Origin of the sequence: Sulfitobacter sp. EE-36, from assembly GCF_000152605.1 — a bacterium.
Classification (GTDB): Bacteria; Pseudomonadota; Alphaproteobacteria; order Rhodobacterales; family Rhodobacteraceae; genus Sulfitobacter; species Sulfitobacter pontiacus.
In genome coordinates this window covers 93526-119899 of the sequence record NZ_AALV01000004.1, presented here as the reverse complement: position 1 = coordinate 119899, position 26374 = coordinate 93526, and the positions used below count along the sequence as shown (strand labels likewise).

Annotated in this window: 25 protein-coding genes and 4 pseudogenes; 13 read left to right on the top strand and 16 right to left on the bottom strand. The window is 58.3% G+C overall.

Annotation, left to right across the window (positions count from 1 at the left end):
- Nucleotides 1-66 precede the first annotated feature (66 nt).
- A complete protein-coding gene (locus EE36_RS00590) occupies nucleotides 67-384 on the bottom strand; it encodes a hypothetical protein (protein WP_254655518.1) in 318 nt (105 codons plus the stop codon).
- 120 nt (nucleotides 385-504) lie between these two features.
- Between EE36_RS00590 and EE36_RS17245 the strand changes: the two genes are divergently transcribed.
- Both EE36_RS17245 and EE36_RS00580 read left to right on the top strand, forming a co-directional pair.
- On the top strand, nucleotides 505-765 hold the full coding sequence (locus EE36_RS17245; RefSeq protein ID WP_005848429.1) for a metal-sensing transcriptional repressor: 261 nt from the start codon (nucleotides 505-507) through the stop codon (nucleotides 763-765).
- Between the two features lie 7 nt (nucleotides 766-772).
- Nucleotides 773-2002: pseudogene (locus EE36_RS00580) on the top strand (MFS transporter).
- Between the two features lie 42 nt (nucleotides 2003-2044).
- On the opposite strand, the gene EE36_RS00575 reads toward EE36_RS00580, so the two are convergent.
- From EE36_RS00575 to EE36_RS00560, 4 genes and pseudogenes are all read right to left on the bottom strand, one after another.
- On the bottom strand, nucleotides 2045-2686 hold the full coding sequence (locus EE36_RS00575; RefSeq protein ID WP_254655517.1) for a sterol desaturase family protein: 642 nt from the start codon (nucleotides 2684-2686) through the stop codon (nucleotides 2045-2047).
- 81 nt (nucleotides 2687-2767) lie between these two features.
- A complete protein-coding gene (locus EE36_RS17735; protein ID WP_005848423.1) occupies nucleotides 2768-2899 on the bottom strand; it encodes a hypothetical protein in 132 nt (43 codons plus the stop codon).
- A 171-nt stretch (nucleotides 2900-3070) separates the two neighbouring features.
- Nucleotides 3071-4501 (bottom strand): annotated as a pseudogene (locus EE36_RS00570) (IS3 family transposase).
- 73 nt (nucleotides 4502-4574) lie between these two features.
- Nucleotides 4575-5798, bottom strand: a pseudogene (locus tag EE36_RS00560) (IS256 family transposase).
- A gap of 40 nt (nucleotides 5799-5838) precedes the next feature.
- On the opposite strand from EE36_RS00560, the pseudogene EE36_RS00555 reads away from it, so the two are divergent.
- Nucleotides 5839-6933: pseudogene (locus tag EE36_RS00555) on the top strand (transposase); the annotation flags it as partial.
- Between the two features lie 239 nt (nucleotides 6934-7172).
- Here the strand turns inward: EE36_RS00555 and EE36_RS00550 are convergent.
- The 6 genes from EE36_RS00550 to EE36_RS00525 all read right to left on the bottom strand — a co-directional run bounded on the left by EE36_RS00550 (nucleotide 7173) and on the right by EE36_RS00525 (nucleotide 11277).
- Complete coding sequence (locus EE36_RS00550; RefSeq protein ID WP_005848407.1) at nucleotides 7173-8519, bottom strand: NAD(P)/FAD-dependent oxidoreductase; 1347 nt, start codon at nucleotides 8517-8519, stop codon at nucleotides 7173-7175.
- Nucleotides 8520-8597: 78 nt separating this feature from the next.
- The gene (locus EE36_RS00545; protein ID WP_005848406.1) at nucleotides 8598-8927 is read right to left on the bottom strand and encodes a hypothetical protein; all 330 of its coding nucleotides are present in this window, start codon (nucleotides 8925-8927) and stop codon (nucleotides 8598-8600) included.
- Nucleotides 8928-8931: 4 nt separating this feature from the next.
- Nucleotides 8932-10347, bottom strand: a complete 1416-nt coding sequence (gene merA / locus EE36_RS00540) for a mercury(II) reductase (RefSeq protein ID WP_005848404.1) — start codon at nucleotides 10345-10347, stop codon at nucleotides 8932-8934.
- Nucleotides 10344-10580 (bottom strand): mercury resistance system transport protein MerF, encoded by a 237-nt coding sequence (gene merF, locus EE36_RS00535; protein WP_005848403.1) that lies wholly within the window; start codon nucleotides 10578-10580, stop codon nucleotides 10344-10346. The genes merA and merF overlap by 4 nt, the downstream gene beginning before the upstream one ends.
- Entirely contained in the window at nucleotides 10577-10873 is a 297-nt protein-coding gene (locus tag EE36_RS00530) for a heavy-metal-associated domain-containing protein (protein WP_005848401.1), read from the bottom strand. The genes merF and EE36_RS00530 overlap by 4 nt, the downstream gene beginning before the upstream one ends.
- Nucleotides 10874-10887: 14 nt before the next feature.
- Complete coding sequence (locus EE36_RS00525) at nucleotides 10888-11277, bottom strand: mercuric transporter MerT family protein (RefSeq protein ID WP_039911262.1); 390 nt, start codon at nucleotides 11275-11277, stop codon at nucleotides 10888-10890.
- A 75-nt stretch (nucleotides 11278-11352) separates the two neighbouring features.
- Between EE36_RS00525 and EE36_RS00520 the strand changes: the two genes are divergently transcribed.
- Nucleotides 11353-11790 (top strand): helix-turn-helix domain-containing protein, encoded by a 438-nt coding sequence (locus tag EE36_RS00520; RefSeq protein ID WP_005848398.1) that lies wholly within the window; start codon nucleotides 11353-11355, stop codon nucleotides 11788-11790.
- Between the two features lie 201 nt (nucleotides 11791-11991).
- Here the strand turns inward: EE36_RS00520 and EE36_RS00515 are convergent, their stop codons facing one another.
- Nucleotides 11992-12624 carry a tyrosine-type recombinase/integrase gene (locus EE36_RS00515; protein ID WP_005848397.1) on the bottom strand — a complete coding sequence of 211 codons (633 nt, stop codon included), beginning with the start codon at nucleotides 12622-12624 and terminating at the stop codon, nucleotides 11992-11994.
- Between the two features lie 433 nt (nucleotides 12625-13057).
- Here EE36_RS00515 and EE36_RS00510 point away from each other — a divergent pair, with 433 nt between their 5' ends.
- Nucleotides 13058-13591 (top strand): glyoxalase superfamily protein, encoded by a 534-nt coding sequence (locus EE36_RS00510; RefSeq protein WP_039911259.1) that lies wholly within the window; start codon nucleotides 13058-13060, stop codon nucleotides 13589-13591.
- Nucleotides 13592-13845: 254 nt separating this feature from the next.
- On the opposite strand, the gene EE36_RS17435 is transcribed toward EE36_RS00510, so the two are convergent.
- Nucleotides 13846-14238 carry a hypothetical protein gene (locus EE36_RS17435; protein WP_156785499.1) on the bottom strand — a complete coding sequence of 131 codons (393 nt, stop codon included), beginning with the start codon at nucleotides 14236-14238 and terminating at the stop codon, nucleotides 13846-13848.
- 443 nt (nucleotides 14239-14681) lie between these two features.
- Between EE36_RS17435 and EE36_RS00505 the strand changes: the two genes are divergently transcribed.
- From EE36_RS00505 to EE36_RS00475, 7 genes are all read left to right on the top strand, one after another.
- A complete protein-coding gene (locus tag EE36_RS00505; protein ID WP_005848394.1) occupies nucleotides 14682-15560 on the top strand; it encodes a LysR family transcriptional regulator in 879 nt (292 codons plus the stop codon).
- A gap of 184 nt (nucleotides 15561-15744) precedes the next feature.
- Nucleotides 15745-16413 carry a DUF4286 family protein gene (locus EE36_RS00500; protein WP_005848393.1) on the top strand — a complete coding sequence of 223 codons (669 nt, stop codon included), beginning with the start codon at nucleotides 15745-15747 and terminating at the stop codon, nucleotides 16411-16413.
- A gap of 69 nt (nucleotides 16414-16482) precedes the next feature.
- Entirely contained in the window at nucleotides 16483-17442 is a 960-nt protein-coding gene (locus EE36_RS00495) for a TRAP transporter substrate-binding protein (RefSeq protein WP_005848391.1), read from the top strand.
- A 134-nt stretch (nucleotides 17443-17576) separates the two neighbouring features.
- Entirely contained in the window at nucleotides 17577-18047 is a 471-nt protein-coding gene (locus EE36_RS00490) for a TRAP transporter small permease (protein WP_005848390.1), read from the top strand.
- A gap of 2 nt (nucleotides 18048-18049) precedes the next feature.
- Entirely contained in the window at nucleotides 18050-19348 is a 1299-nt protein-coding gene (locus tag EE36_RS00485) for a TRAP transporter large permease (RefSeq protein WP_005848388.1), read from the top strand.
- A gap of 11 nt (nucleotides 19349-19359) precedes the next feature.
- Complete coding sequence (locus EE36_RS00480; protein ID WP_005848386.1) at nucleotides 19360-20565, top strand: amidase family protein; 1206 nt, start codon at nucleotides 19360-19362, stop codon at nucleotides 20563-20565.
- A complete protein-coding gene (locus EE36_RS00475; protein ID WP_005848385.1) occupies nucleotides 20562-21416 on the top strand; it encodes a hypothetical protein in 855 nt (284 codons plus the stop codon). Before EE36_RS00480 ends, EE36_RS00475 begins: the two co-directional genes overlap by 4 nt.
- Nucleotides 21417-21643: 227 nt before the next feature.
- On the opposite strand, the gene EE36_RS00470 is transcribed toward EE36_RS00475, so the two are convergent.
- Entirely contained in the window at nucleotides 21644-23614 is a 1971-nt protein-coding gene (locus tag EE36_RS00470; protein ID WP_005848384.1) for a pyridoxamine 5'-phosphate oxidase family protein, read from the bottom strand.
- A 170-nt stretch (nucleotides 23615-23784) separates the two neighbouring features.
- Nucleotides 23785-24408 (bottom strand): glutathione S-transferase family protein, encoded by a 624-nt coding sequence (locus tag EE36_RS00465; protein WP_005848383.1) that lies wholly within the window; start codon nucleotides 24406-24408, stop codon nucleotides 23785-23787.
- Nucleotides 24409-24516: 108 nt separating this feature from the next.
- Between EE36_RS00465 and EE36_RS00460 the strand changes: the two genes are divergently transcribed.
- Complete coding sequence (locus EE36_RS00460; protein ID WP_005848381.1) at nucleotides 24517-25422, top strand: LysR family transcriptional regulator; 906 nt, start codon at nucleotides 24517-24519, stop codon at nucleotides 25420-25422.
- Between the two features lie 6 nt (nucleotides 25423-25428).
- Here EE36_RS00460 and EE36_RS00455 read toward each other — a convergent pair whose 3' ends face one another.
- A complete protein-coding gene (locus tag EE36_RS00455; RefSeq protein ID WP_005848380.1) occupies nucleotides 25429-26316 on the bottom strand; it encodes a LysR family transcriptional regulator in 888 nt (295 codons plus the stop codon).
- Nucleotides 26317-26374 lie beyond the last annotated feature (58 nt).

Here is a 26374-nt window from a genome sequence, read left to right as displayed (position 1 = left end):
TGTGTTCGTGGGTTGAACTCCGCGTATGTGATTTGTGAGGAATGGGAGCGCCAGTGGCGCGGCCAGTCACACGCGCGGCGGTCGTTCGATCAGGTAGACCCTTGAGGAATTTGCAGAAGCGACACTCAGCCGCCAAGCGGCCCTGTAGACCTCAACAGGTTGCGCGGCCAAGGCGCGGCCAAACACGACGGCTTGGCTATGATCATGGTCTGCACTGTCGTGGCTGTGCCCGTGCATGGCCCAAGCAAGGTCTTCTTCTAACCCGTGAGAGTGCCCGTGATCCGCGATCATCTGTTCATGTTCTTGAAGAACATCCAACACCGCAGGAACATGGGAAGAGGTCGGCACCACGGACCAGACGAGCACGGCCATACAGAGAAGCATCGCAAAAGCGGCTTGCCCAGTTGTCCGTAGAAAAGTCATCTGTCCTGTCTGCCCTCTCGTCAATTACGCGGCGCTTTTCGCCGTCTTGCTCTATCCCCCCCAGGGGGATAGAGTCTTAGTATGTCAGATACCCATATTCATGCAAGTCATCCCGCCCTCATTGCCCGGCTGAAACGTGCCGATGGGCATCTGCGTGCGGTGATCGCGATGTTGGAAGCAGGCAAGCCTTGCGTTGATGTGGCCCAGCAGTTGCAAGCCGTCGAGAAGGCCTTGACCAACGCCAAACGCGTGTTGATCCATGACCACATCGACCATTGCCTTGAGGTCGATGGCTCCGAGAGTGACCGTGCGGAACTCAAAGCTATCACCCGTTACCTCTGAGGGCATCATGCTGGCTGTTCTATCGGACCGCACCTACAGACATCTGTTCTTTGCCCAAGTTGTCGCGTTACTTGGCACTGGATTGGCAACGATGGCGCTTGGCCTATTGGCCTATGATCTGGCCGGGGATCGGGCTGCCATGGTGCTTGGCACCGTCTTCACGATCAAAATGGTGGCCTATGTCGGCATCGCGCCAATTGCCGGCGCCTTTGCCGAGCGTCTGCCGCGCCGTGCTCTATTGGTCACGTTGGACTTGGTGCGGGCTGCGGTGGCCTTGGCCCTCCCCTTCGTAACCGAGGTTTGGCAGATCTATATGCTGATCTTCTTCCTGCAATCGGCCTCAGCCGCCTTCACGCCGACCTTTCAGGCAACCATCCCTGACGTGCTACCGGATGAGGCGCGCTATACCAGGGCTCTGTCCTTGTCCCGCTTGGCCTATGATCTGGAAAACATCATCTCGCCCGCGCTGGCCGCTGTGCTGCTGGCGGTGATGAGCTATAACACCCTGTTTCTTGGGACGGTCGCGGGTTTTGGGGCCTCGGCGCTGCTGGTGTTGACGGTCATTCTGCCCGTTCCCAAGGCGACAGTCGCGCGCGGGATTTATGATCGCACTACGCGGGGGCTTCGGATCTACCTCGCAACGCCCCGGTTGCGCGGACTGCTGGGGCTGAACCTCGCTGTGTCGTCTGCGGGCGCGATGGTTCTGGTAAACTCGGTAGTGTTGGTGCGGGGGCAACTGGGGCTTGAAGATATAGCACTGGCTTGGTCGATGTTTGCCTTCGGGGCTGGCAGCATGATCGCGGCACTGGCTCTGCCCAGAGTGCTGGACAAATTCCCGGATAGACCCGTCATGTTGACAGGGGCTTGGCTGATGATGCTGGCTCTGTTTGGGATCGCAGCGGGCATCATAGGTTTCGGCTTATCTTGGCCCCTCCTGCTGACGATTTGGATGCTTATCGGTCTGGGCAATTCTGCGGTTTTGACACCCTCGGGCCGTCTCTTGCGCCGATCAGCCTAGCCAGAAGACCGGCCTGCTGTATTTGCAGCGCAATTCGCGTTGTCTCATGCCTGCTGGCTGGTCACTTATCCTTTGGCAGGTTGGACCATGACCGCATTCGGAACGGCTCCGGCGTTTATACTGCTGGGGGGTTTGGCTGCGTTCAGGATCGTAGCAGCTTTGCGCTTTTGGCCCGCTGACGAGTCGGACAACGTGGGTGTGTCTCGCACGCAGTTCTGAATATGACGGGCCCGCGCCAGGCCCATTCCGGATGAACTCTGATCAATCGACAGGCTCTTTCGTCGTGACCTTCGGGTCGAGTGCGCCGCCCGAGGCTGGGCCGCGAACCGGCTGGATCAGCATGCGATCAAGCCAGAGGTCCCGGCGCTTGCGGAACTGCTCAATCCCGATCTCCATCCCCTCATGCCCTCTGGCTGGCTGCGCAACATACGTCCCCAAAAGGTGGTCCCACCACGGCAGGTTAAAGCCGTAATTCGAGTTGGTCTCACGTGGATCGACGGAATGGTGAACACGGTGCATGTCAGGGGTCACCACAAAAAGGCGCAGTATCCGATCCACCGGGCGCGGCAGGTGGATATTGGCGTGGTTGAACATCGCGGTCGCGTTCAAGACCACCTCGAACAGCAGCACTGCCACGGCGGGCGGGCCGATGGCGGCGACCACCGCGAGCTTGATGCCCATCGAGATGAGAATTTCAACCGGGTGGAACCGCAACCCTGTTGTCGCATCGAACTCGAGGTCGGCGTGATGCATGCGGTGCAGCCGCCAGAGGCCGGGGACCGCGTGGAACATCACGTGCTGTAGGTAGATCGCCAGATCAAGCAGCAGCATTGAGGCGGTAATTGCCACCCAGACGGGCAAGTCAAAGTTATTAAAGAACCCCCAGCCCCGTTCTTCAGCCATGACGGCAAGGCCAACCGCTACGATCGGAAATGAGAGCCGCAAGATGATCGTGTCAACGGCCACCAGCGCGAGGTTGTTCGTTCAACGGATCACCCGCGGGATCTGCCGCCGACGCCGCGGCGCCGCGACTTCCCAGAGGGCCATAGCCACAAGCACACCCAGAAAGGCAGCAAGGCGGATCATGGGTTCGGCAGAGAGAAAGGTCTCAAACATCAAAAGAAGCTTTCCGGATTGTCTGGCACAGAAAAATAGCTATCATTCAAGCAATTGATTGAATGAAGTTATCGTTAGGAGACCCGCGATGTCTGAATTGTCAGTCGTCATATAAAATGGGACATCAGAGCGGCTTGAACATTGGAGGCTCTGGTTCGGTTGCGTGATTGATTATGCGGCTTGTTTTTGATGTTGCAAGCGGCGCTGTCGGATCGTCAGTTTCTTGATCTTCTCCCGTTCTCTCAGAATGGCTTTGTCCCGTCCAAAGTAGACGTCGGCGGGTGTGACGTTGTTCAGGCTCTCGTGGTAGCGCTGGTTGTTGTAGTAGTCGACGAAGGCCCCGATCTGTTGTTCGAGATCACCGGGCAGGTAGTAATTCTCCAGCAGAACACGGTTCTTCATGGTCTGGTGCCAGCGTTCGATTTTGCCCTGGGTTTGTGGGTGGAATGGCGCCCCGCGAACGTGGTCCATTTTCTGATCGGTCAGCCATTTGGCCAGATCGCCAGAGATATAGCAGGAGCCGTTGTCGCTGAGCAGACGGGGTTTGTGTCGGACCACGGCTTGGTCGCAGCCCGATGCCTGAAGCGCCAGCTCGATCGTGCTGGTCACATCCTCGGCCTGCATGTTCGTGCAGAGCTTCCAGGCGATGATGTAGCGGCTGTAGTCGTCGAGGATGGTGGACAGGTAATACCAGCCCCAGCCAATGATCTTGAAGTAGGTAAAGTCAGTCTGCCACATCTGGTTGATGGCGGTGGTCTTGTCCGTGAACTCATCGGCGGCCTTGATCACCACGTAGTCCGGCGCAGTAATCAGATCAGCGGCTTTCAGGATGCGGTAAACCGATGATTCAGAGACAAAATATCGCTTCTCATCGGTATATTTAACGGCCAGCTCGCGTGTGGTCAGTGCCTCATGCTCCAACGCAAACTCGATCAGATCGTCACGGCGGACATCAGGGATGCGGTTCCAGACCGACTTTGGACGTGGCGAACGATCTGCCAGGGTATCAAAGCCACCTTCGACATATCGGCCATATCCCGCTGACCGGCAGCACATGCGCAGCATGTGTGAGAGGTGTCGGTAAAATGTGGTGCGCGGGATGCCCAGCATATCAAGGGTCTTCTTGGTTGGCAGATGCGACCCTTCAACTGTGCGAATGATCTCCAACTTCTCGGTTGCTGGATACCTCATTCCTCGAACTCCCCAGCCCCTGTCATGCTTTTTTTGAGCAGACGGTTCTCAAGGGTTAGGTCAGCCACGCATTCCTTCAGAGCCATGGCCTCGGATCGCAGACCCTTTACCTCAGGCGATGTCGCTTGACGCGCGTTTCGGGGCTTTCGCCGCCCCACCGGGGCCACGGTCCCCTTCACCGCCGGAAAGGCGACGCTTTCCAGCCTCAAGGAATTCCTTCGACCAAGTATAATACAGGCTGTCACAGATACCCTCGCGGCGACATAACGCAGAGATGCTTTCCTCCCCGCGCAATCCGGCCCAAACAATGCGGATCTTCTCCTCCGCCGAGTAGGTCTGGCGGGTCTTGCGGCGGATGTTTTTGACCAGCTTGTCAGCTGCATCTTTCGATGTTCCGGGCTTCTTGTTCATCTTCGCTCCTTAAAGGCTACGATGAACCAGAAACCCTCGAGACTGTGCAGAATTTTGTGCGTGACGCGTTTTCTTACGCCATCGGGAAGCGGTCTTCGAACATGATGGCAAGCTGAGATCTGACAGCGTGCCATTCGCGGACCGAACGCTTCCACTCGGTCGATGTAGCATTGAGCGCCAGATAGATCAATTTCGCCGCAGCGTCGTCGCTTGGGAAATGACCTCGGGTTCTGACGGCACGGCGAATTTTCGAGTTCAAGGCCTCAATGGAATTCGTGGTGTAGATCAGCCTGCGGACCTCGGGCGGGTAATCGAGGAACGGGATGACCTCGTTCCAGGCCCGGCGCCAGCTCGGCGCGATCGCCGGATACTGCCTTGCCAGATCGCTGTCCTCGAACTCAGCCAGAGCCAGTTCTGCCGCCTCGACGTCCACGGCCGTGTAGATCGCCTTGAGGGCGGCGGCGACGGCCTTGCGGTCCTTGTAGCTGGCGAAGTTCATGGAATGGCGCAGCAGATGGACGATGCAGGTCTGGATCCGGGGCTGGGGGAATGCGGCCTCGATGGCCTGGGGAAAGCCCTTTAGCCCGTCCACGACGGCGATGAGGATGTCCTAGACGCCCCTGTTGCGCAGGTCGCTGAGCACTTTGGCCCAGAACTTCGCGCCCTCATTGGCCTGAAACCACAGGCCCAGAACGTCCCGCGTGCCATCCGGCAGCACCGCGAGGGCCACGAAGACCGCCTTGTTCGAGACCGCCCCGTCGCTGCAGATATTGACCCGGATCGCGTCCATGAAGACAATCGGATAGCAGGGCTCCAGCGGGCGGTTCTGCTAGGCGGTGACCTCCTCCATGACCGCGTCGGGGATCGCGGAAATCAGGCTGGGCGAGGCCTCGACGCCGTAGATTTCCTCGATATGCCCCTGGATCTCTCGGGTCGTCATTCCCCGGGCATACATGCTGACAATCTTGCGGTCGAATTCAGGAAAGCGCCGCTGATACTTCGCGATCAGCATCGGATCGAAGGTGCCGTTCCGGTCGCGGGGAATGTCCAGAACCACCTTGCCGCTGTCCATGGTCACGGTCTTCTGGCTGCTGCCATTGCGCCGATTGGGCGGCTGGGTCTGGCCCTCAGACGCATCATCTGCGCGCTCTTCATCGAGATGGACATCCATCTCTGTGCTCAGCGCGCGTTCCGCCAGCGCCTTGGTCAGCTCCGCTAGGATGCCGCTCTTGCCAAACAGGTCACCGGGTGAACGCCCTTCCATCAGACGGTCCAGCAAGTCTTTGTCGATGCTCATACGTGGGTCTCCTCTGTAAGCAGTTACCACGTCAGCGCACAAAATTCAGGATAGTCCCCATTCGACGTTCTCCAAGAACCGGCACGGGCTCTTTCAGAAAAGCAAACTTCTGCGCCACCTGTTCGAGAAGACCGTCGCACGGTGTATCGCTGATGGCTTGGTGAGCGGGCAACGCCTTGCGGCAGGTGTCAGCCTGATTGAGGCTGAAGCGAACAAACAGAACTCTACACCGAAGGAAGATTGGGACCGCAGTGCCATCGATCCAAAAGATGCGCCGCGTGCGGTGAAGGAATATCTCAACGTCCTGGATGACGCGGCTTTTGGTGCAGCATCCGAGGTTGAAGCCAAGTTTACGTCCCATTCTGATCCCGCCAGCCAGTGGACCGCAGCTCGGAAAGGCCCCGCGTTCTTCAGCTATTCTACCAATTATCTGATTGATACCGACCATAGCGTCATCGTGGACGTTGAGGGAACGCGGTCGATCCGGCAGGCAGAGGTCGGGTCAGTGCGCACCATGTTGGATCGCATCAAAGACCGGCACGACATTGATCCAGAAAGACTGATCGCAGACACTGCTTATGGATCAGGGCCAATGTTGGGATGGCTGGTTGATCGTAACATCAAACCCCACATTCCAGTGCTGGATAAAGCTGGATGGACTGACGGCACCTGGTCTCGCGCCGACTTTGAATGGGACCCTGAGAACAACCAATACATCTGCCCGGAAGGCCAGCCGTTCAAGCAATTCCGCCGCAACTACTCAGATCCAAACCGTGGTCCCACCGGCAAAGGCGTCGCCAAGTATCAGGCTTTGAAACACACCTGTCAGGCCTGCCCATCGAAGATGAAGTGCTGTCCGAAAGCCGATGCACGCAAGATCACCCGCGAAGAACACGAAGATGCCCGGCAGGCCGCCCGTGATATTGCCAAGACCAAACAGTATGCGATCTCGATGCGGTTGCGAAAGAAAGTCGAGATGCTCTTCGCGCACCTCAAACGCATCCTTGGCTTGGGGCGGCTCCGATTACGTGGTCCATGCGGCGCAAATGATGAATTCCTGCTCGCCGCAACCGTCCAAAACCTCCGGAAACTTGCTAAGATCTTTCCTGCGCCGCAGCAAACGCGCAAAGCCTGATAGGAAAGGCGCAAGCGCCGGATCTGGAACAGCTATTTCTGCGTTTGCAGACGTTAGTTTTTCCACAGAATCGGCGGAAAGCGGTCGTTCGCTGCGGGCGCAAGAGAGCCCCCCCCGCGACATTAAGAGCAGACGCTCGCGCAATGCATCTGACATACTGGTTTATGACGTCCTTTTGGTCATGTTAGGGTGCCGCGTCGCATGCTCTCGAAGCGGGGGTTGGCAGCAACTCGGCGACCTTAGAGCATCGAACCGATGTCCGACGCCCCCGTTGGATATGCCGCGGGCATCGTCTTGATCTGATCAACCGTGAGCCCCAGCTTGATTGCCAAAGAAAAGATATTGATGAGTTCCGCGTAGTCCGGACCGAACATATGCGCGCCCAAGATCTTGCCCTCTGAATTCGAGATGATCTTGGCACCTGCATGGGTCTCGCCCAGACGTTTCTGGGAGAACCAGCCGGAAGTATCTGTGAATGATACCTCTACATCGCCGGTCTCGCGCGCTTCTTCTTCCAGCATGCCGACCCGTGCGAGTTCGGGGATGGTGAACACCACGCTGGGCACGCCTGTGTAGTCCGGCTCGGTCTGCTTGCCTTTCAGCATGTTCGAAGTGGCGATCTTGCCTTCGAAGACAGCCACCGGGGTTAGAGGCTTGCCCGGGGAGGCTGCGGCGTCACCGGCTGCGTAGACGCGGGGGTTGGAGGTGGATTGCAGCCAAGGGCTAACCTTCACACCGCCATGCTCGGTTTCGATTCCAGCAGCGCTTAGATTCAACTCATCGACGGCCGGCATGCGACCTGCGCCGTGAACCATGAGGTCGGCCTCTTTGACATGAGTATTACCGTCTTTGCCGTAGAAAATGCGCTGCGCTTTGCCTGCAGCTTCAATCTTTTCGGGGGTTGTTTCGGAAATGATTTCGATCCCCGCCGCGCGACTGCGCTCCAGCAGCATATCGACAAGATCAGGATCGAACAGCTTGAGCTGCCGTGCGCCGTGGTCAAGGATCGTGACCTCGGCGCCCGCTGGTGCGGCGATATGAGCAAATTCGAATGAGATGTAGCCGCCCCCCACGAAGATGATGCGCTTTGGCAGGTTCGACAGGTTTAAGAAATCAGTGCTGTCGATTAGGCGCTCGGCACCAGGAAAATCCAGCGGACGCGGTTTCGCGCCAGTGGCGATCAGCGCATGACCGAATGTGATTGCGCCATGGCCATCGATTTCGATCCGATCCGCTGCGGTAAAGCGGGTTGATCCATGCAAGGTTTGCACACCGGCCTTCTTCAACCCGTCCTCCATGTTCTCAGGCACCGGGTCCGTAAAGCTTTCCTTGTGCTTCATCAGCGCTGGCCAGTCGATCCGCGTGTCACCGGCCACTCCCTTGCCGCTCAGCAGCCGCGCGGCGTCGACCGCCTCGGCCCCGGCGCGCAACATTTTCTTTGGATCACAGCCCCGCAGGGCACAGGTGCCGCCGTAGGGGAGCTCGTCCACAATGGCGACGGACCAGCCTGCACGCGCGGCCTTTTTCGCAGCGTTGACCCCGGCCATGCCGGCGCCGATGACGATCAGGTCAAGTGTTTCGGTCATGAAATTTCCTTAAAGTCGAGAGTTCGGAACGCGTCTGTCGCAGGCTCAACGATATCGGCCGAGCATTCGTTCACTAAGTCACCAGATTCCAGTCCCGCCGAGACCGATCGAGAGCCCAAGCCAGCGCCAACCGTCGCCGCCCAACGGCAACACGCCAGCCCCATACGCCAGCACCGGTGGTGTCATCGCCAGCAGAAACGGTCCTGTGTAGCGGCAATGCACACGGCCACAGCGATGGGCATTGCGCAGACAGGCGATGCCCATCCAAGCCAGTGCGGCGACCCAGAACGCGGTTTTGGGGCCATCGGCAAGCGGAATCGCCAGAAGCATTGCGCCGATGGGGAGCCACCAAGCAAGCAGGCTGTCGCGCCGGGTGCTCAGCCAATCGTGGTTTGAGCGGTCTGCCATGTCTTCACCCCGCGCAGCACGACAGGGCGGCCACATCCTTCTCGAAGGTCTGTGCTGCCAGTTTCAGCCCTTCGACCGTGGTTAAATAGGGCATGATGGTATCGCCAAGTTCCTCGTAAGTCAGCCCGGCTTTCAGCGCCATGGCCGCGGTTTGGATGCTATCGGCACCTTCTGGCGCGAGGATCTGTGCGCCGAGCAGCCGTTTGCTCCCGGCTTCGGACAACAGCTTGATCAACCCGCGCGTATCGCGGGCCGCCAGCGCACGCGGCACAGCGTCAAGTGGCAGAATGGAGGTCACGACCTCAAGGCCAGCGGCGCGGGCCTGCGCTTCACTAAGCCCGACACCGGCCACTTGCGGATCAGAAAAGACGACCCAAGGCATGGTCGCGTTGTCGTAGGTGCGTGTCTCATCCGCCACAGCATTCCGGGCGGCGATCTTGGCTCCATAGGCGGCCATATAGACGAACTGATCGCGGCCAGTAACATCACCTGCCGCCCAGATGTTAGGGTTGGTGGTGCGCATATGAGGGTTGGTCTCGATGCCTCCCCGCGCACCCACCGTGATCCCGGCAGCCGCGAGGTTCAGCCCGTCACTGTTTGGCACGCGGCCAGTTGCGAGCACGAGCCGTTCTGCTGTCAGCACTTGGTCATCCGAAAGGTTCAGTGCGATGGCGGCGCCTTGCTTTGAGATGCGATCATAGCCTTTTGCACGCACCAGTCGGATGCCCTCGTCCGCCAAATAGCCCTCCAGCGCCGCCGAAACCTCGGGCTCCGCTTCGGGCAGCACGCCACGACGGCTAACCAGCGTCACGTCGACTCCGGCGCGCGCGAAAAGCTGCGCCAGTTCCACGCCGATATAGCCCGCGCCGAGAACCAACATGGAGGATGGCAATGCGGTCAACTCCAGCGCTGATGTGCTGTCGAGCGTATCGACCTCCTCAATCCCCGGGATGGCAGGCACATGCGGGCGTGAGCCGGTGGCGATGATGAACTTTCCCGCCGGAAAGAGGCTGCCATCGACCGTCAACTTGCCTTCATCATCGAATGTCGCCCGGCCTTCAACGTAATCAACATTCTCATGCCGGGGCAGAACATCCGCGTATTTCGCTTGGCGCAACTCTTCGACCAGCGCCTGTTTCTGCGCAACTGTAGCCGCCCAATCAGTCACGCGGGCCTCGGCCTCAATCCCATCGAACCGACCCGCCGCACGCGCGTGGTGCAGGCTCTCGACCGCGCGGATCAGGGCTTTGGATGGCACGCAGCCCACGTTAACGCAGGTGCCGCCGATGGTGCCTGCGCCAATCAGTGCCACGCGCGCACCAGCTTCGGCCGCGGTGATGGCAGCGGAGAAACCAGCGGAGCCGGCGCCGATCACGGCGAGATCATAGGGGCCGTTTTGGGGTGAACTGCTATCTTTCATGAGGGGTTCTCCGAATTACGGCGCTTCCAGAGCGCGTAAACTGTGATGCCGATAAAGACGGCGAGCGCGGGCAGCAGCACGTAGTCGAGCCAGCCCCGCAACGCCGACAGTCCGACCACGCCGAACAAAATGACCAGCACAGGCGTGAAGCAGCAGAGGGCAGCGATAACCGTGCCGATAAGACCAACCTTGAGCAGACGGCTCTGGTTGTCGGGTGTCTTTGCTTCCTTCACGATCCGCTCTCCGTGGCCAATGACGCGCCATAGCCTACGCCGGTCACGGCAGCGACGATGGCCTCCGGGTCGGTGAGCGCATTGTCATAGCGCAGGACATAAAGACCGTTTTTCGTATCGCCCTCGATGAACTCAAGGATTTCGACGCTTTCCACGCGCTTCATCGCGGTGGCGACGATGTAGCTGCACGAAGGGCAAGTGAGCCCCTCAACAACGACGCGTGTGGTGGCCTCTGCGGCCATTGCTACGCTGGCTGAAAGGATGAGCGCAGCGGTGGAGATAAGAAGTTTCATGGGAGACCTCATGGTCAGAATGTCAAAAGGAAGGGCGAGAGTGCCGGAAAGGCCAAGGCGAGAAGCACGACAAGTAAAGCGCCCCAGAGCAGCCCGCGCATCAGCCCGCGATCAATCGGGCGCGCACAGGTACCGTCCGCGCAGGCGTCAGTAGGGACTGGGCGATAAGCTTTCCAGAACCCATAGGCGAGCGCCGCTGCCGCGAAGCTCAAAGTCACCCACTTGTAGGCATAAAGGGCGGTAAGCTGACCAATGAAGACCCCGGTCACACCCAGACTGACCAGAACAAGCGGTAGGATGCAGCAGGAGGTCATGGCGAGCGCGCCAATCACGCCAGCGCCGGTGGCGAGCCAACCGGATCGGTCTTCGTGCTGGTCTGTGGTCGCGGGGGTGTGATCTGTCATCTCTTTGCTCATTGTTGCCCTGTGATGACTTGCAAGATAGGGTCTGTAGCAACTACAGGATCAAGGAGAAAACGCATGGTTGATGATCACGGTGTTGTGAGAGACCTTAAACGCTCTGACCTTGCACGCCTGACCGGCTGCAACCTTGAGACTATCCGCTATTATGAAGGCGTCGGTCTGATGCCCGACCCACCGCGCAGCCCCGCTGGACACCGCCGCTATGGGCCGACGCATGTCGAGCGGCTTGGCTTTATCATGCGGGCGCGTGAACTGGGCTTTACGATGGAGGAAATCCGAGGACTGCTCAGCATGGTAGATCGCGGCAGCCATACTTGTGCAGAAGTTGAGAAGCGCGGGCGGCATCATCTCGACGTCGTGCGGGCAAAGATAATGGATCTCCAGAACATCGAGACCATTTTGGCGGAAACGATTGCGAAGTGCAGCGGTTCGGACAGGCCAGAGTGTCCTCTCCTCACGGTGCTATCGGATGGGACTGTGGGCGAAACAGATTGATCCGAACTGGACGAAACATGAAGGATTGTTGTGTACCGCGTATGAAGGTGCGTCAAACACGCGAAGATCGCCTTTTGGATTCCAAAGGATCAGAAAGTTGGCCGACCGCAGTGGAATATCGGCTTTCTGCATGCTGTTGCGCAGCAATACTCTAAGACCCGGACGGCAGCTAAGGGCCGTCTGTGGCGACGGCCCAGCCGTTTAGATTTCGATAGCTTCGGCGATCACAAGCGCATCTTGAAGCTCGACGCCGAGGTACCTGACAGTGCTGTCCATCTTGGTTTGACCCAACAGCAGCTGGACCGCCCGCAGGTTGCCTGTCTTCTTGTAAATCTGCGTGACCTTCGTTCGCCGCATCGAGTGCGTTCCATAGGCGCTTGCCTCCAGACCGATGGAAGTCACCCAGTCACGCACAATTCGCGCATACTGGCGGGTCGAGATGTGAAGCCGTTCGTGAAAACGCCCAGTCCAGAGGTGTTCGGATCCGACCATCAGCGGCTCCCGCATCCATCTTGCCAGCGATGCACGGGTGCCTTCGGAGCTTTCAAAGCGCACAGATTTCTGGGTCTTGCTCTGAAGAACCGACGCGCGTTCCTTGATTTGGCCGGATGCCATAACATCGACCACCCTCATTTTCACCAGATCGCAGCCGCGCAGCTTGCTGTCGATGGCAAGATTGAAGAGGGCCAGATCACGGTGGTTCTCGGCCAATTCCAGCCGCACCCTGATCGCCCAGACGTGTTTGGGCTTGAGCGGCCTTTTCTGGCCGACGATCCGGCCTTTGTTCCAGGCTGGGCGTAAGGCGCGGATGGCCGGTAAGTTTGATGTTTCCATGATGCATCCTCCGATCCACCACGCCCTCCCACATCGACAACCCGACGTTGACAAGACATCATACCATATGATGCTGCGCCGCATCCGAGGTCCGCAGTGAGCCCAGACTTACCTATGCTGCTTTGTGCACGAATGACCGCTTTCACGAGCATCCCAAAAACCTTCAACAACTGGCTGGGTTCTGAAAGGGGTTTTTGACAGCATAAATTGGAATGTTTTTGGGCCGTGTCAAAAACGAGCGTTTTTTGTGGGCACACAAAGCAGTTCTTGACCAACTTTACTGAATATGGCCTTCTTACCTCGGTTTGTGTTGCCAGCCGCTCGCACCCTGTTGGGTAAGGTGAAAATGCTCTAATGTTTAATTCAAACACTCCGTCCAGCACTTGGTCGGTAAAGCGAGCGCCGTAAACACTTTGCTGGCATGGAGATCATCATGAACAGTGTAGATCAGGCCAAATCTATGGCCCGCAAACTTCGGTCAGCCTTGGCCAAAGGCGACAAAGATATTTCCCACTCAGAGGCTTTGGAGCTCGTTGCAAGCACGTTGGGATATTCAGATTGGGACACAGCATCGGCCAAACTGGAAGGTGCTGTTTCTAACGCGATCAACTTCGGTAAAATCAGCCCTATCATCCGCATTTTTGATGAGGCCAAAGCAAGAGAGTTCTACTGCGGGTTTCTTGGCTTCGAAGTCGCATTTGAGCATCGTCAAGAAAAGCAACTGCCGCTCTACATGGGCGTCGAGCGTGCCGGTGCGCTTTTACATCTTACAGAGCATCATTGCGACGCAAGCCCCGGATCGAACGTATTTTTGCCAACTCAAAAAGTTCGAATGTTTCATAAGGAGCTTTCGGATAAGCAGTATTCCTTCGGGCGTCCTGATTTGGAAGAATTGCCGTGGGGCCTGCAAATCCAAGTGCATGACCCATTTGGCAACAGAATTCGGTTTTGCGAACAAGTGTCCTGAGTAAAGAACTGGGGCAGGCCAGCTACCGTTGGTCTGCCACTCTAGCCGAGACGCTCCAGAAATGACCGCTTTTAGAACGCGAAAATCAAGGCCGACTGAACACCCATTCTCCGAAGTGCGTCATTGGCGCAGCCGCAGCGAAAGCTCGGTTTGTCCCGCGTTCCACACCTTTGCACCTGCGCTGCGGCGTCGGCACAACGTGGGAGTGGACGGTCTGGGCCGTTAACGGCACCGATCACTTTTTACAAATCATGTTAATTGAGAATATCGCGCTTGCAGCGTTCAAAAGCCGTGTTGCGCTGCGCTTCCTCAGCTGCGTCCTTGGGCCTGGTCGGCGGCAGATAGTACTGAACGCAATTTGAATGGGTCTGATACTTAATGTGCTCAAGCGCACATGTCGTCACATCGTTGGAGGGCATCGGCATGGTGCTGGTTGAGCATTCCTCACGGTAATACGCCAATCTTTCCTCGGCGCTGGATTGCCAAAGGAACCAAGACGGTCCTCCGATGCGATCAGGGTCCGGCGTGCTGCTTCCCCCACAATAGCCTGTTGGGTTAAAGCATAAGAGGCGTTCGTTATTAGAGCAGGAAGCAACTGCGCCTCCCAATACGACGATGCCAGAAACTAACCATATGAACTTTTTCATAGATATCGACCTCTTATCCGATCGGTTGATCTATGCATGCCAAATCGTTCCTACCGAGGCAAGTTCGGCAAGCTCATCGCCCTATTGGAGAAATTGACATCTTCTTCGACGCAACGCACCTTGCTGCACTACAAATTTCCGGCGGCACGTCCTGAATGTCCATATCAAGACAGCCTTACTTGAGTTGGCTCATAACCGCCTGACACTTCCGTTTTTTTCCTGATGCATGCGGTTTTTGGATGAAGCGGTCGTTTGCATGACAGCGCCGAACGGCAGCTTTGTCCGCACACCGGACATCTACAAATGGTGTAGCGAAGGGCCGCTCACCGCCCAATTGTTGCTCACCACCTGATTGGTCCAGCGTTCTTTGACGACAGGTGACTTCACCGTCGGGCTGAATTACCCTCTTCCTTCGCGACCGAAACAAGAAATAGAGGCTCTTCGTGAACACGCGCTTTTTAGAGACATTCGTCACAGTCGCCAATTTGGGTAGTTTCCGAGCGGCGGCCGAGCAATTGAATGTGAGCCAAGCGACGGTCTCCAGCCGGATTTCGTCGCTGGAGACGGACCTCCAGGTCGAACTGTTTGACCGTGAGTTTCACGCCACCCGGATCACGGTTGCCGGGGCCATGATTCTTAAAACAGCGCAAGAGATGCTCGCGACGGAGCGCAATCTGCGCGCCACCTTGTCCGATCCGACCACCGCCGTGGGGCGGGTCCGTCTGGGGCTGGTATCTTCGGTCGTTCATACTTGGCTTTGCGATCTGATCGAAGAGGTGGCGCGCTGCTATCCCCGGCTAGAGCTTGAACTGACGGTTGAGCCAACGCCGAACATCGCGGCCGCCTTTGAACGCGGTGCTTTGGATATGTTGCTGACAACAGATGACCGCCATGATCAAACCTGTGTTTGCGCCGACTTGCCGCCACTGGCCATGGGCTGGTTCGGGCCAGAGGGGATGCGCGACGAAAAACTCTCCCTCGCTGATGTTGTCACCAGCCCGCTGATCACCTTCACCCGCAATTCGCGCCCCCATGCCAATGTACTCGCGCTTTTCAGCGATCGCGGCCTGCGGCCTTCGATCGTACATTGTATCACATCAATGGCCGCGATTGCCCGTTTGACACAGCGCGGACTTGGGATTGCGACCATGCCACTGGCCTGTGATTTGGCCGGGCCAGGTATTTACGAGCTTGATGTCGATGCGGAACTGCCGCCGCTGCCGCTGTATTGCATCTGGCGGCGCAGTTCCGATGTGGCCACTTACAAGGCAATCGCCGATCTTGCGCGGGTCTGTGCAGAGCGTCATCAGCGCCAAACCTGACGCGGTGTGAACCGGCCTGATCGGAAAACCCTATCACCCCCCCCTGAATAATCCCGTTTGTCGTTGGGCCCCATCTCGGCAAGGGTGCCCCAACAACAATCGACAGAGCTTGACCGCACCTCGACGGAGGCGGGCCGTGCCCCGCCACGTGACGGGAAAGCTATGTCCAAGATCAGGATGCAGAATGAGCAATATCCGTACAACCGATCAGGCACAGCTTTTCGTCTGGAGCGATATCGACCCAGACCATGAAGCAGATTTCAACCAGTGGTATGACAGAGAGCATATGGAGGAGCGCGTTCGCATTCCGGGCTTCACCGGTGCGCGGCGCTATCGTGCGGTATCCGGCTCGGCCCGGCGATACCTTGCGCTTTACCGCGCCAGCAGTCTTGCCGATTTCACCTCCGACGCCTACCGCAAAGCCTTTACCAAACAGACCCAGTGGTCGATCACCAACTTTGGTCGGATGTCCAACACCCGCCGCCGGGTGATGCAGGTCGCGCAAGAGGGCGGCTTTGGCTGGGGCGGCGCACTGGTGCTGATCGAACTGGTGCCGAATGCAATGGATACCGACGCCGTCAGCAACGTGCTTGGCAAGTTGATGGCCGAGGAAGGCGTGCTGCGCGTGCATCACATGATCCCCGACGAAACCCTTTCGACCCCGCTGCCGTCTGAAAACACCGAAGGGCGCGTTCTGGCGCCTTGCATCGCGGTGGATGTGACGTCAGAGCCTATCGCCGAAGCGACCCTGCGCCAATTGACCGAGAAATTGGGCGGCGCGGTGCGCGAGGCCGAAACCTTCCGCCTGATGTGGTCATTGGATGCGCAGGACCTGCCCGCATTAGAAGACTGAATGAACCACCCTGCCCTGCCAAAACGGCAGGGCAAGAACAACAAACCACCCCAACAGGAGATACCTCACATGAAACACCTTCTCATCGGAACTGCGATCGCAGCCCTGACAGCCGGTCTGGCCCATGCCGAAACGTGGAAAATGTCAGCGGACGCACCAGACGGCAACTATCTGACCCAGAACATCCGCGCCTTTGCCGATGACGTGGCCCGCCTGTCGGATGGCGCGCTGGAAATCGACGTTGTGTCGAACTCGGTCCTGCTCAAGCGCCCCGAACTGAAGCGCGGCGTTCAGCGCGGCATCGTTCCCATCGGCGAAGTCCTGATCTCGGCCCTTGGCAACGAAGACGCCGTTTACTCTGCGGATGCCGTGCCGCTTTTGGCGACCACATTCGACGAGGCCCGCGCGCTTTGGGAAGCCTCCCGCCCCATCTACGAAGAAAAACTGGCCGAAGATGGACTGGTTCTGCTGTTCGCCGCCCCTTGGCCACCGCAAGGCGTCTACATGAACCAAGAGGTGACCGACGGCTCCTCTTTCGACGGGGTGAAATTCCGCGCCTACAACCCATCGACCGCGCGTCTGGCCGAGCTTTTGGGTGCCGTTCCCGCCACCATCGCCACCTCCGAGATCAGCCAAGCCTTCTCGACCGGGGTCATCAACGGTATGATCACCTCGCCGTCGACGGGTGTGGACAGCCAAGCCTGGGATTTCGTGTCGCATTACTATGACGTTCAGGCCTTCCTGCCGAAGAACATGGTGATCGTGAACAAAGGGGCCTACGACGGTCTGTCTGACGAGGTGAAAACCGCGCTGCAAGAAGCGGCTGAACTGGCGGAAACCCGTGGCTTTGAGATGGCCGAAGTGGCCACTACCGAAGCGACAAATACAATGGCTGACAATGGCATGAACGTGCTGCCGACCCCCGAAGGACTGGCCGCCGACTTCGAGACGATTGCCGCGACCATGCGTGCAGAATGGCTGGAACAGGCAGGTGAAGACGGTCAAAAGATCGTCGATGCGTTGAACTGATCCAAGCAGGCTCGGGCTGTCAAATGCCCGGGCCTTTATGCAAACAGCTAGGGGTGTCCCTACCCCGCCCGCCCCACCAATCCGGAGCCCCCGCCATGTTGCTAACCCGCCATTTATTCAAATTTTGCGGAGTCTTGGCCGCGCTGTCCCTTCTGGGGATCGCGGCCCTGATCCTGTCGCAAATCGGCCTTCGCCTGATGGGAAGTCAAATCCCGTCGGCGGATGATTTCGCGGCATGGGGGCTGAGCGCATCGATTTTCCTTGCGCTGCCGGCGACCCTGATACGGGGCGATCATATCCGCGTCACCTCGTTACGCCAGCTGATGCCGGATCGTCTGGGACATATCGCTGACATTCTGGCCGCTGCCTTTGCCACCGCAATGATGGGGTGGGTCGCTTGGGCGATCTTTGGTTATGTCCACGAAAGCTGGACTTACAACGAAGTCAGCCAAGGTGTGGTGGCCGTTCCGCTTTGGTGGCCTCAATCTGCGATGGTTTTGGGGTCGGTGCTCTTTGCGCTAGCCTTTGCCGAGCGCACGCTGCGCCTCATCCTCGGCCTACCGGTCGAGAGCGACGATACAAACGAACAAGGTCGGGGCGAATAATCATGGATATTTTTCTGCAATCCGCCGTTCTGGTCGTGTCTCTGCTCGTCCTTTTGGGCTTGGGCATCTGGGTTGGCGTGGCACTGATGGCGTCGGGCGTCGTGATCTTCATGATGTTCACCTCGACGCCGGTCGATGCGATCCTCGGGACCACTATGTGGGCGCATTCCGCCAGCTGGACGCTAACGGCACTGCCGCTGTTCATCTGGATGGGCGAAATTCTCTACCGCACCCGTCTGGCCGAAGACCTGTTTTCCGGGCTCGCCCCTTGGGTCGGGCGGCTGCCCGGTGGGTTGGCGCATGTCAACGTTGCGGGCTGCGGGATCTTTGCCGCTGTGTCGGGATCATCGGCAGCCACCACCGCCACGGTTGGCCGCATTTCCCTGCCCGAACTGAAATCGCGCGGCTATGCCGACCGTCTTGCCATCGGCTCTTTGGCTGGATCGGGCACGCTTGGCCTGTTGATCCCGCCGTCGATCGTGATGATCGTCTATGGCGTCGCGGCCCAAGTGTCCGTGAACCGTCTGTTCATTGCGGGCGTGGTGCCGGGGCTGATGCTCATGGCGCTGTTCTCGGGCTATATCGCGATCTGGGCAAAAATGAACCCCGATGGCGTGCCCGCCCCCGAACCCCGTCTACCGATCGCTGAGCGCCTGCACCGCCTGCGGATGTTGCTGCCGGTGGTCGGTTTGATCATCGGGGTCATCGGGTCGATCTATGCCGGGGTCGCCACCGCGACCGAAGCCGCAGCCATCGGTGTGGCCGGGGCGCTCATCATCGCGGCCTTTGGCCGGTCGCTGAACCGCGACAGTTTCATCGCCTCGCTTTTGGGTGCCACCCGCACCTCTGCCATGATCGGCCTGATCCTGCTTGGCGCGGCCTTTCTCACTTCGGCCATGAGCTTCTCCGGCTTGCCCGGGCAACTGGCCGAAATCATCTCTGCCAGTGGGTTGGGCGCACCGGGGTTGATTGCTGTGTTGACGGTGTTCTTCGTGCTGCTTGGCTGTTTCCTAGACGGAATCTCCATCGTGGTGCTCACGACCTCGGTTGTGATGCCCGCCGTGGCTGCCGTTGGGATCGATCCGGTATGGTTCGGGATCTATCTGATCATCGTCGTCGAAATGGCGCAGATCACGCCGCCGCTGGGGTTCAACCTGTTCGTGATCCAGAACCTGACAGGCAAGTCGATCTTCGAGATCACTCGTATGATCGTCCCCTATTTCTTGATCCTTGTGCTGGCCGTAATCCTGCTGACGGCTTTCCCCGGCATCGCGACATGGCTTGTAGAGCAAACGATTTAAAGGCTGATTTGATGACACAGACCCCTCAATCTCTCCTCGACGCGGCCCGCGCGCGCGCTTTGGCGCCCGATTTCACCCGCACCTTCGATGATCCGGTCGAAGGCGAAGGGCCGCTATCAGGGCTGAACGTAGCAGTCAAAGACCTGTTCGACGTGCGGGGCCAAGTCACCCGTGCGGGATCGCTGGTCCGTAAAGACGCGTCACCCGCCATCAAGGACGCTGTGACGGTCGCGCGGCTGCGCGGTGCAGGGGCGGGGCTCGTTGGTCACGCAAATATGACGGAATTCGCCTATTCCGGTCTTGGCCTGAACCCACATTACGGCACCCCCCTCACCCCGTTGAAAGAAGGCTGTATCGCGGGTGGATCGACCTCGGGCGGTGCCTCTGCCGTGGCGCGAGGTGTGGCTGACATCGCGCTTGGGACAGACACCGGCGGCTCCGCACGTATTCCGGCGGCCTTTTGCGGGTTATTCGGGTTCAAAGCCACAGCGCAAACGATCTCGCGCGAGGGGGCGGTGCCGCTGTCGCATTCGCTGGATAGTGTCGGGGTGCTAACCCGAGACGTTGGCCTGCTGCGGCCGGTGTTGAACGTGCTACGAGACCGACCGCTTCCCGCGTCCTCTGCACCGCGTGCAGTCATCGTGCCGGAGAACTTCGGCATGGACGGGTTGGATACCGAAGTCGTCGACGCCTTTGAAGCCGCGCTCGAAGTGCTTCGGGCATCTGGCGTCAGCGTACGACGACAGACCCTCGATTTTTTCGAGGACTACCGCGCCCTACCCGTTTGGCAATTCTCGGCAGTCGAGTCCCGCGCCCACCACGGGGCCTATTTTGACCAGACACGTGCCGAACTTGATCCGCGCGTCGCCTCGCGTATGGCCCGGGCGGACGGCGTCACCGGCATCGAATTCGCCCGCACGATAGCCGCGCGGGAAGCACTGATCGCACGGGCAGACCGGCTCTTTGGCGACACGCCCGTGGCCTTGCCAAGCGTGGCCATCATGCCGCCGAAGCCGGATGATCTGAACGACGACGCGACCTATGACCGGATCAACCTGCTGGCGCTGCGCAACACCAGCCTTGCGAATGTGATCGACGGCTGTTCGGTCAGCATACCCATCACCGACCACCCCGGCACGGGGCTAATGTTGACCGCTCCGGCAGGCCGGGATGCGATGCTCATCACCATGGCCGAAACATTGCAGGGCGCATTGTGAGCGAGACGACGAAACGCCCTTGCGCCTATGTGGCCTTGCGCACGCAACGCTACCGCGTGCGCCATGTCAGCGATCCAATGCTGTCGGGCCTTTCCGATGTCGCGGTCTTGGGCGACAGGATCGTTGTTCTCAGGCGGCAAGCGCCTGAGCTGGTCATACTCGGGCCAAACGGTGCAATGAGTGGCGAAGGCATCGATCTGCCGCAGTTCGTATGCGGCCACGGGCTGCGCGCCACCTCTGCGAACCAATTGGCCGCCACGGACATGGATGGCCACAAGATCGTGCTACTCGATGAAACGATGCACGAGATCACGCGGATGGACTGCGCGGAGCGGCCGGGCTTGGGGCGCCCCTTCAACCATCCCTGCGATTGCACCCAAGGTCCCGACGGCCGCTATTATGTCGCTGACGGATACGGGAACAGCGCGGTTCACATCTTTGACCCGGAACTGCGCCACCTCAAGACCTTTGGACACCCCGGTGCTGAACCGGGCGCGTTCTCGACCCCGCACAGCCTGTTGTTCGACGGGCAAGGCAGGCTCTGTGTCGCGGACCGTGAGAACAACCGCGTTCAGCTTTTTGATGGGGATGGCACTTGGCTGGGTCAGATTGAGGGATTGTACAAGCCGATGGCGCTGGCGCTAACGCCTGATGGCCTATTGCTGGTCAGTGACCAGACCCCGCGTCTGTCCGCTTATTCTCCGAGTGGTGAGTTGGTCGGTCGCTGTCGCACCTTTTCAACCTTTGGTCACGGATTGGCTGTTCAGCGCGATGGGACCATCATCATCGCAGAAATGAACCCAGACCGTGTCACCTTGCTGTTCCCGGTGCCCGACGTGGATACATTCTGAGGTCCCACTGAAATGCAAACGACAGTTGACTAAAGTATCTAAGATTTCGCGGTGAGCTGCGCACGGTGTCGCTCGGCGCGCATGCAGCACGGGAAATGCTGCGTCGGTGTAAAGTCTAGTGCTGCCGCACGGTGGATAGACCAGCCATGCGTACATAGCGCCGCAAAAATTTGGTTCAAAATTAGTGACTGCGGGTAAAATCGTCGTTGGCTTTATGAATTTTGTACTCAGAAGACGAAGGACTCGCGATGACGTCGCCCTTCTTCGACGTTTAGTGTGATGAGGGTTGCTTCGCTCCACCTCATGAACGCATCGGGTCCGCACATATAGACCTCTCGCTTGTCGAGTGCGGAGATGGATTGAATATCTTCAACCTGCGCGCGACGTTCTTTGATCTGCAGCGCATCCTCAGAAAATGCCAGACGCAGATCCTCCCGTGCAGATTTTGCGACCAGTGAATCATCGCCGATGCTTTGAAACGCCACAATGCCCAGTTTCACATTGGCGGGGACAGGACCAACTTGCCGGACAAAATGCTTCAGAACTTTGATGTCATCACCACGACCAGAAAACAGGAGGACGATGTCAGTCGTTGTTTGCGGGTGAGCGTTCGCCAGTTGGAGGATACCGTCCCACATCGCCATGAATGGTGTAATGCCGACACCGCCCGCGATCCAGAGCATCTTGGATGAAACACTTGGAGGAGCATTCTGAGTACCCGGCTCAAAGCATGTAAAGCCTGCACCAGAACCTTTGAACTCAACCGGCAGCCTTTGTTCGATAAGTTTGTAAGCGTTGGCGTGAAGAACGTTGGACATCAAGCCGCCCGGTTTCTTTTTCACGGTGACGCTCACCTGATTGGTGGCAGCAAACTCGTTGCTGCCAGGGTCGAAAACGGGCGTATTCGAAATCGTCCAAGTTCGCACGTAGTCTTCGTTGACCAGCTGCGGATTGGCTTCGTTCATATGCCTGTATCCCGAGTCCAAAAGGTTTGAGAAGTCGAAGACACCGAACCCGCCGGGCAATGGCACACTGACAGGCTGTGACAGTTCGAAATTGAAAGTCTTGATGCTCTCAGAAAGCGTTTCTGTCGATGCGAGTGTGGCTGTGATGGGGGTTTCGGTTTCGTGAGCAACCAGTACATGCCCCATCTCTTGCATTTCCCGACGCAGGAGCTTGACCGGCGGGTTATACGGCGAGAACTGCTCTTGAGATGTTAACTTGAGGTTTAGACCGTCTTTAACAAAGACGGCACCTGTCACTTTGATACGCGTGAGCAGGCTCACGCGTGGAATAAGTGCTTCTGCATCGTCATCAAGCAAGTTTTCGGCATCCCCCGTAATGTAAAGGACACTGCCTGTCGTGAAATCTGGAAAAACGAGTCCGACTTGTGGGTCCGTCTCGATATTTCCCAAAGATTGATAGAAGCGATTGCCAGAATGGTCGGGCAAAACCAGATACGTCGTGATGTCGTCACCATTAGCGTCTTCGTAGATGCGGGTAAAACCCGGTGCGCCACCGCGGTGATTGACGCCCATGTCGGTCTTGATGCCAGAACTGGCCTCATCTGCACTGTGCTTTGTCGCCAAAAACACCGTGCTGGCTTGGACCACAACGGCTTTGGCGGCATCCGGCAAAGCGGCGGTGTGGGTTTCAAAGCTGTCATACACGAGGCCTGCACTGCGTTTTTCATACGCCAACTCACGCACGGTAATATATTTGGGACAGTTTCCCAGATGTTGATCGGACGCCAAGTGCAAGCGAATTTTTCCGCTCTCTTCAACAGATGCCGCACTAATTTGCCCGGCGATTTTGTTGCGCCGGCGATTGCTGAAATCGACCCCTACGCCGGCAAAGAGTTTCTGCGCATGACCAGAGGTCGGATCTTGCATCAATGCCCGCGCGAAGGGATCGTATGGGTTGCTTTCGGCAACAACCTCCATTGTGTTTTGATCGCAAATTTTGATGTCTACCGACGGGTCACTCTCCGATCGTGTAACCAGAAGGCTCACCCAAGGCCGCCCGTCGTGATCCAGTGTTGCGAGCGGCAAATAAGGCAGTTCAGCAAAGAAATCCGCGTGCTGCTGTGGCATGTCAGGGGCGATGTACTGGGGAATGGATGAGATCAATTCCTTGGGCGTGTTGCGCCGCTCCTGAAGCCGCAGCTCGCCTTTATGGGATTTATGAAACTGGGCCATTTCGTGTTCCAATCGTTCGTCTGAAAAGCGGTCGTGTTGCGGTGTTTGCGCTGACGCCTTTCTTTAGGACTGAAAGGCGTCAGCGGTTATTGGTGTTACGGCGTCAGCGCTATAGCCCCAGATCGCTTAGACCCGGATGGCGCGGGGCTTCGGATGTCATGGCCGCCCCCTTATTCAGCCGCAAGGCCAACAGCGGTTGCTGGCATGGCCTGAAACCCGGGCAGGGCTTCGAAACGGGTGAGCCATGCGCGGACATTCGGGTAGGGATCAAGCGAGACGTTCCCCTCGGGCGCATGGGCGGTATAGGAATAATTCGCAACATCGGCGATTGTCGGGCGATCGCCAACCAACCAATCGCGACCTTCCAGCCCATGTTCCAGTTTTTGCATTGCCTTGGTCGCTGTTGCATCGGCGAAATCTACGTCCAAGGGCGCGCCGAAAACGGTGATCAGTCGTGCGGCACAGGACCCGAAGGCAACTTCGCCTGCTGCAAGTGTCAGCCAGCGTTGAACATTGGCCTCACCGATCGGCGTGCTTGGCATCCAGTCCGGCGCATATGTCCGTGCGAGGTAGACGAGGATTGCGTTGGAGTCCGATACGGTTACATCCCCATCTTGCAAGACCGGGACCTGCCCGTTCGGGTTCATGGCCAGAAACTCAGGCGATTTATGTTCACCACCTGCCAGATCTAGGGGAACTTCCTCATGTGCGATCCCTGCGAGTTTCGCAAACACCAAGGCCCGGTGGGCGTGACCTGATTTTGCGAAATGGTGAATGCGAACGGCGTTTGACATCGGTGTCTCCAGTCATTTTTCAAGATATGTGCAAGCCCTACCAGTTGCGCATTCCGGCGATAATTGTCTAAATTGGCGTATATTTAAGCCCTGATGAGGCGCAATGAGATGGATAAAATCGACCGGATGCGGGCCTTTGCCCTTGTCGCCAAGAACGCCTCTTTCACGATTGCCGCGCAGCGTATGGGACGATCTGCCCGATTGGTCAGCAAATATGTCGCTGACTTGGAAAACGCGCTCGGGGTGCAGTTGCTTAATCGCACGACGCGGAGTGTCTCTTTGACAGACGCTGGTGCGACATATCTCGCGCTATGTGAGCCGCTTCTTGATGGCTTTGACGAGTTGGAGGAGAGGGTCAGACACGATCAGACCTCGCTCAGGGGGGCGATACATATTTCGGCCCCCACCGGATTCGGAGCTTTGCGGCTGACGCCGTCGCTGGCAAAGTTCGGGGCGAAACACCCCAATGTGGACCTTAATTTGCAATTCTCTGACCGCCGCGTGTCGATCATTGAGGAGGGCTTTGACCTCGCCATCAGGATTGGCCCGATGCGCGACAGCTCGCTCAAGGTACGGCAACTGGGCCCAATGCCGTTGGTCGTGTGTGCGTCGCCCGCCTATCTGGAGCGCACCGGAACGCCGGATCATCCGCGGGCGCTGGCCACGCATGAGTGTATTCTTGACGGGAACATGACCGAGCCGACCATCTGGAGGTTTGATATCAATGGTCAGGAAGAGGCTGTTCCGGTCCGCGGGCGTTTCCGCATGAACGCGCCCGCAGCTGCAGCCCGGCTTGCCGCAACAGGCGCTGCAATTGCCCGTTGCCCCGCCTACACGGTAGCGGATGCCTTCAGATCCGGTGATCTGGTGGAGCTTTTCGCCGAGCATCGGGTTTCGCCCTATGCCGTTGCTGCGCTCTTCCCCCAGAACAGGCGCCTTACAACGCGGGTGCGGGCGCTTATTGACCATCTCGCGGATGATCCGGAGCTTTGTTCCGATAGCGCCAAGACCTGACTTGCGCTACGCCTTTGCCATATCGACGAAAGCTCTGAGCCGGCGCGTCATGTTCCGCTTGCTGCGGTAATTCAAGGAATAGCGCGGAAGCTGCCCCACATGGCCGCTTAGAACTTCGGTCAGGCCGCCTTTTTCCAGATGAGGCAGGGCTATTTCCCTGTACAGATACGCAAGACCAAGCCCTTGCTGTGCATAGGTCAGCAGCGACCGCATGTCGTTCGCCACCATGCGCGGTTTCGGCTGTATCGTGTACAGGCCCTCCGGCCCGTCGAACCCCCACGGGGCCAGATGAGCGCCCGAGCCAAAGGCATAGCAGATTGCATCGTGCTTCAGGATATCGCGCGGATGCGCAGGCGTCCCCTTCCCCGCAAGGTACTCGGCCGAACCGACGATGGTCATTTCCAGCTCTGGTCCAACAGAGACAGCATGTGTATCTGGTCCAAGCAACGTGTTTGAACGGATCGCGGCGTCGATGCCTGACGTCAGAAGATCGACCTTTTTGTCATCATAGATGACTTCAACATCGACCGTCGGAAATGCAGTCGCGAAACGTGCGACCAGATCATCCAGAAAGAAGGGGCCAGCGCTGTAGGGAGCCGAAAGCCTCAAGGTGCCTGCGACCTCGTCCTTCTGCGCATGGATGTCATCCAGCGCACCTTCCAGATCCACAATGGCGGGCAGGCTTTTATCATAGAGCTGTTCGCCTGCGCGTGTCAGCACGACGGAGCGTGATGACCGTTCAAACAGACGCACACCCAGACGGTCCTCGAACCGTTGGATGGCCTCGCTCACCGAGGCGGGGGCTTGCTGAAGGTGCTCGGCAGCTGCACGGAAGCCGCCGCGGCGCGCGACTTCGACAAAAACACGAATGTCACCAAAGCTTCTACGGGCCATTGTTCGCTATTCCGATCACTGTATCAGGTTAAAGTGGGGTTATCCTTACGATAACAGC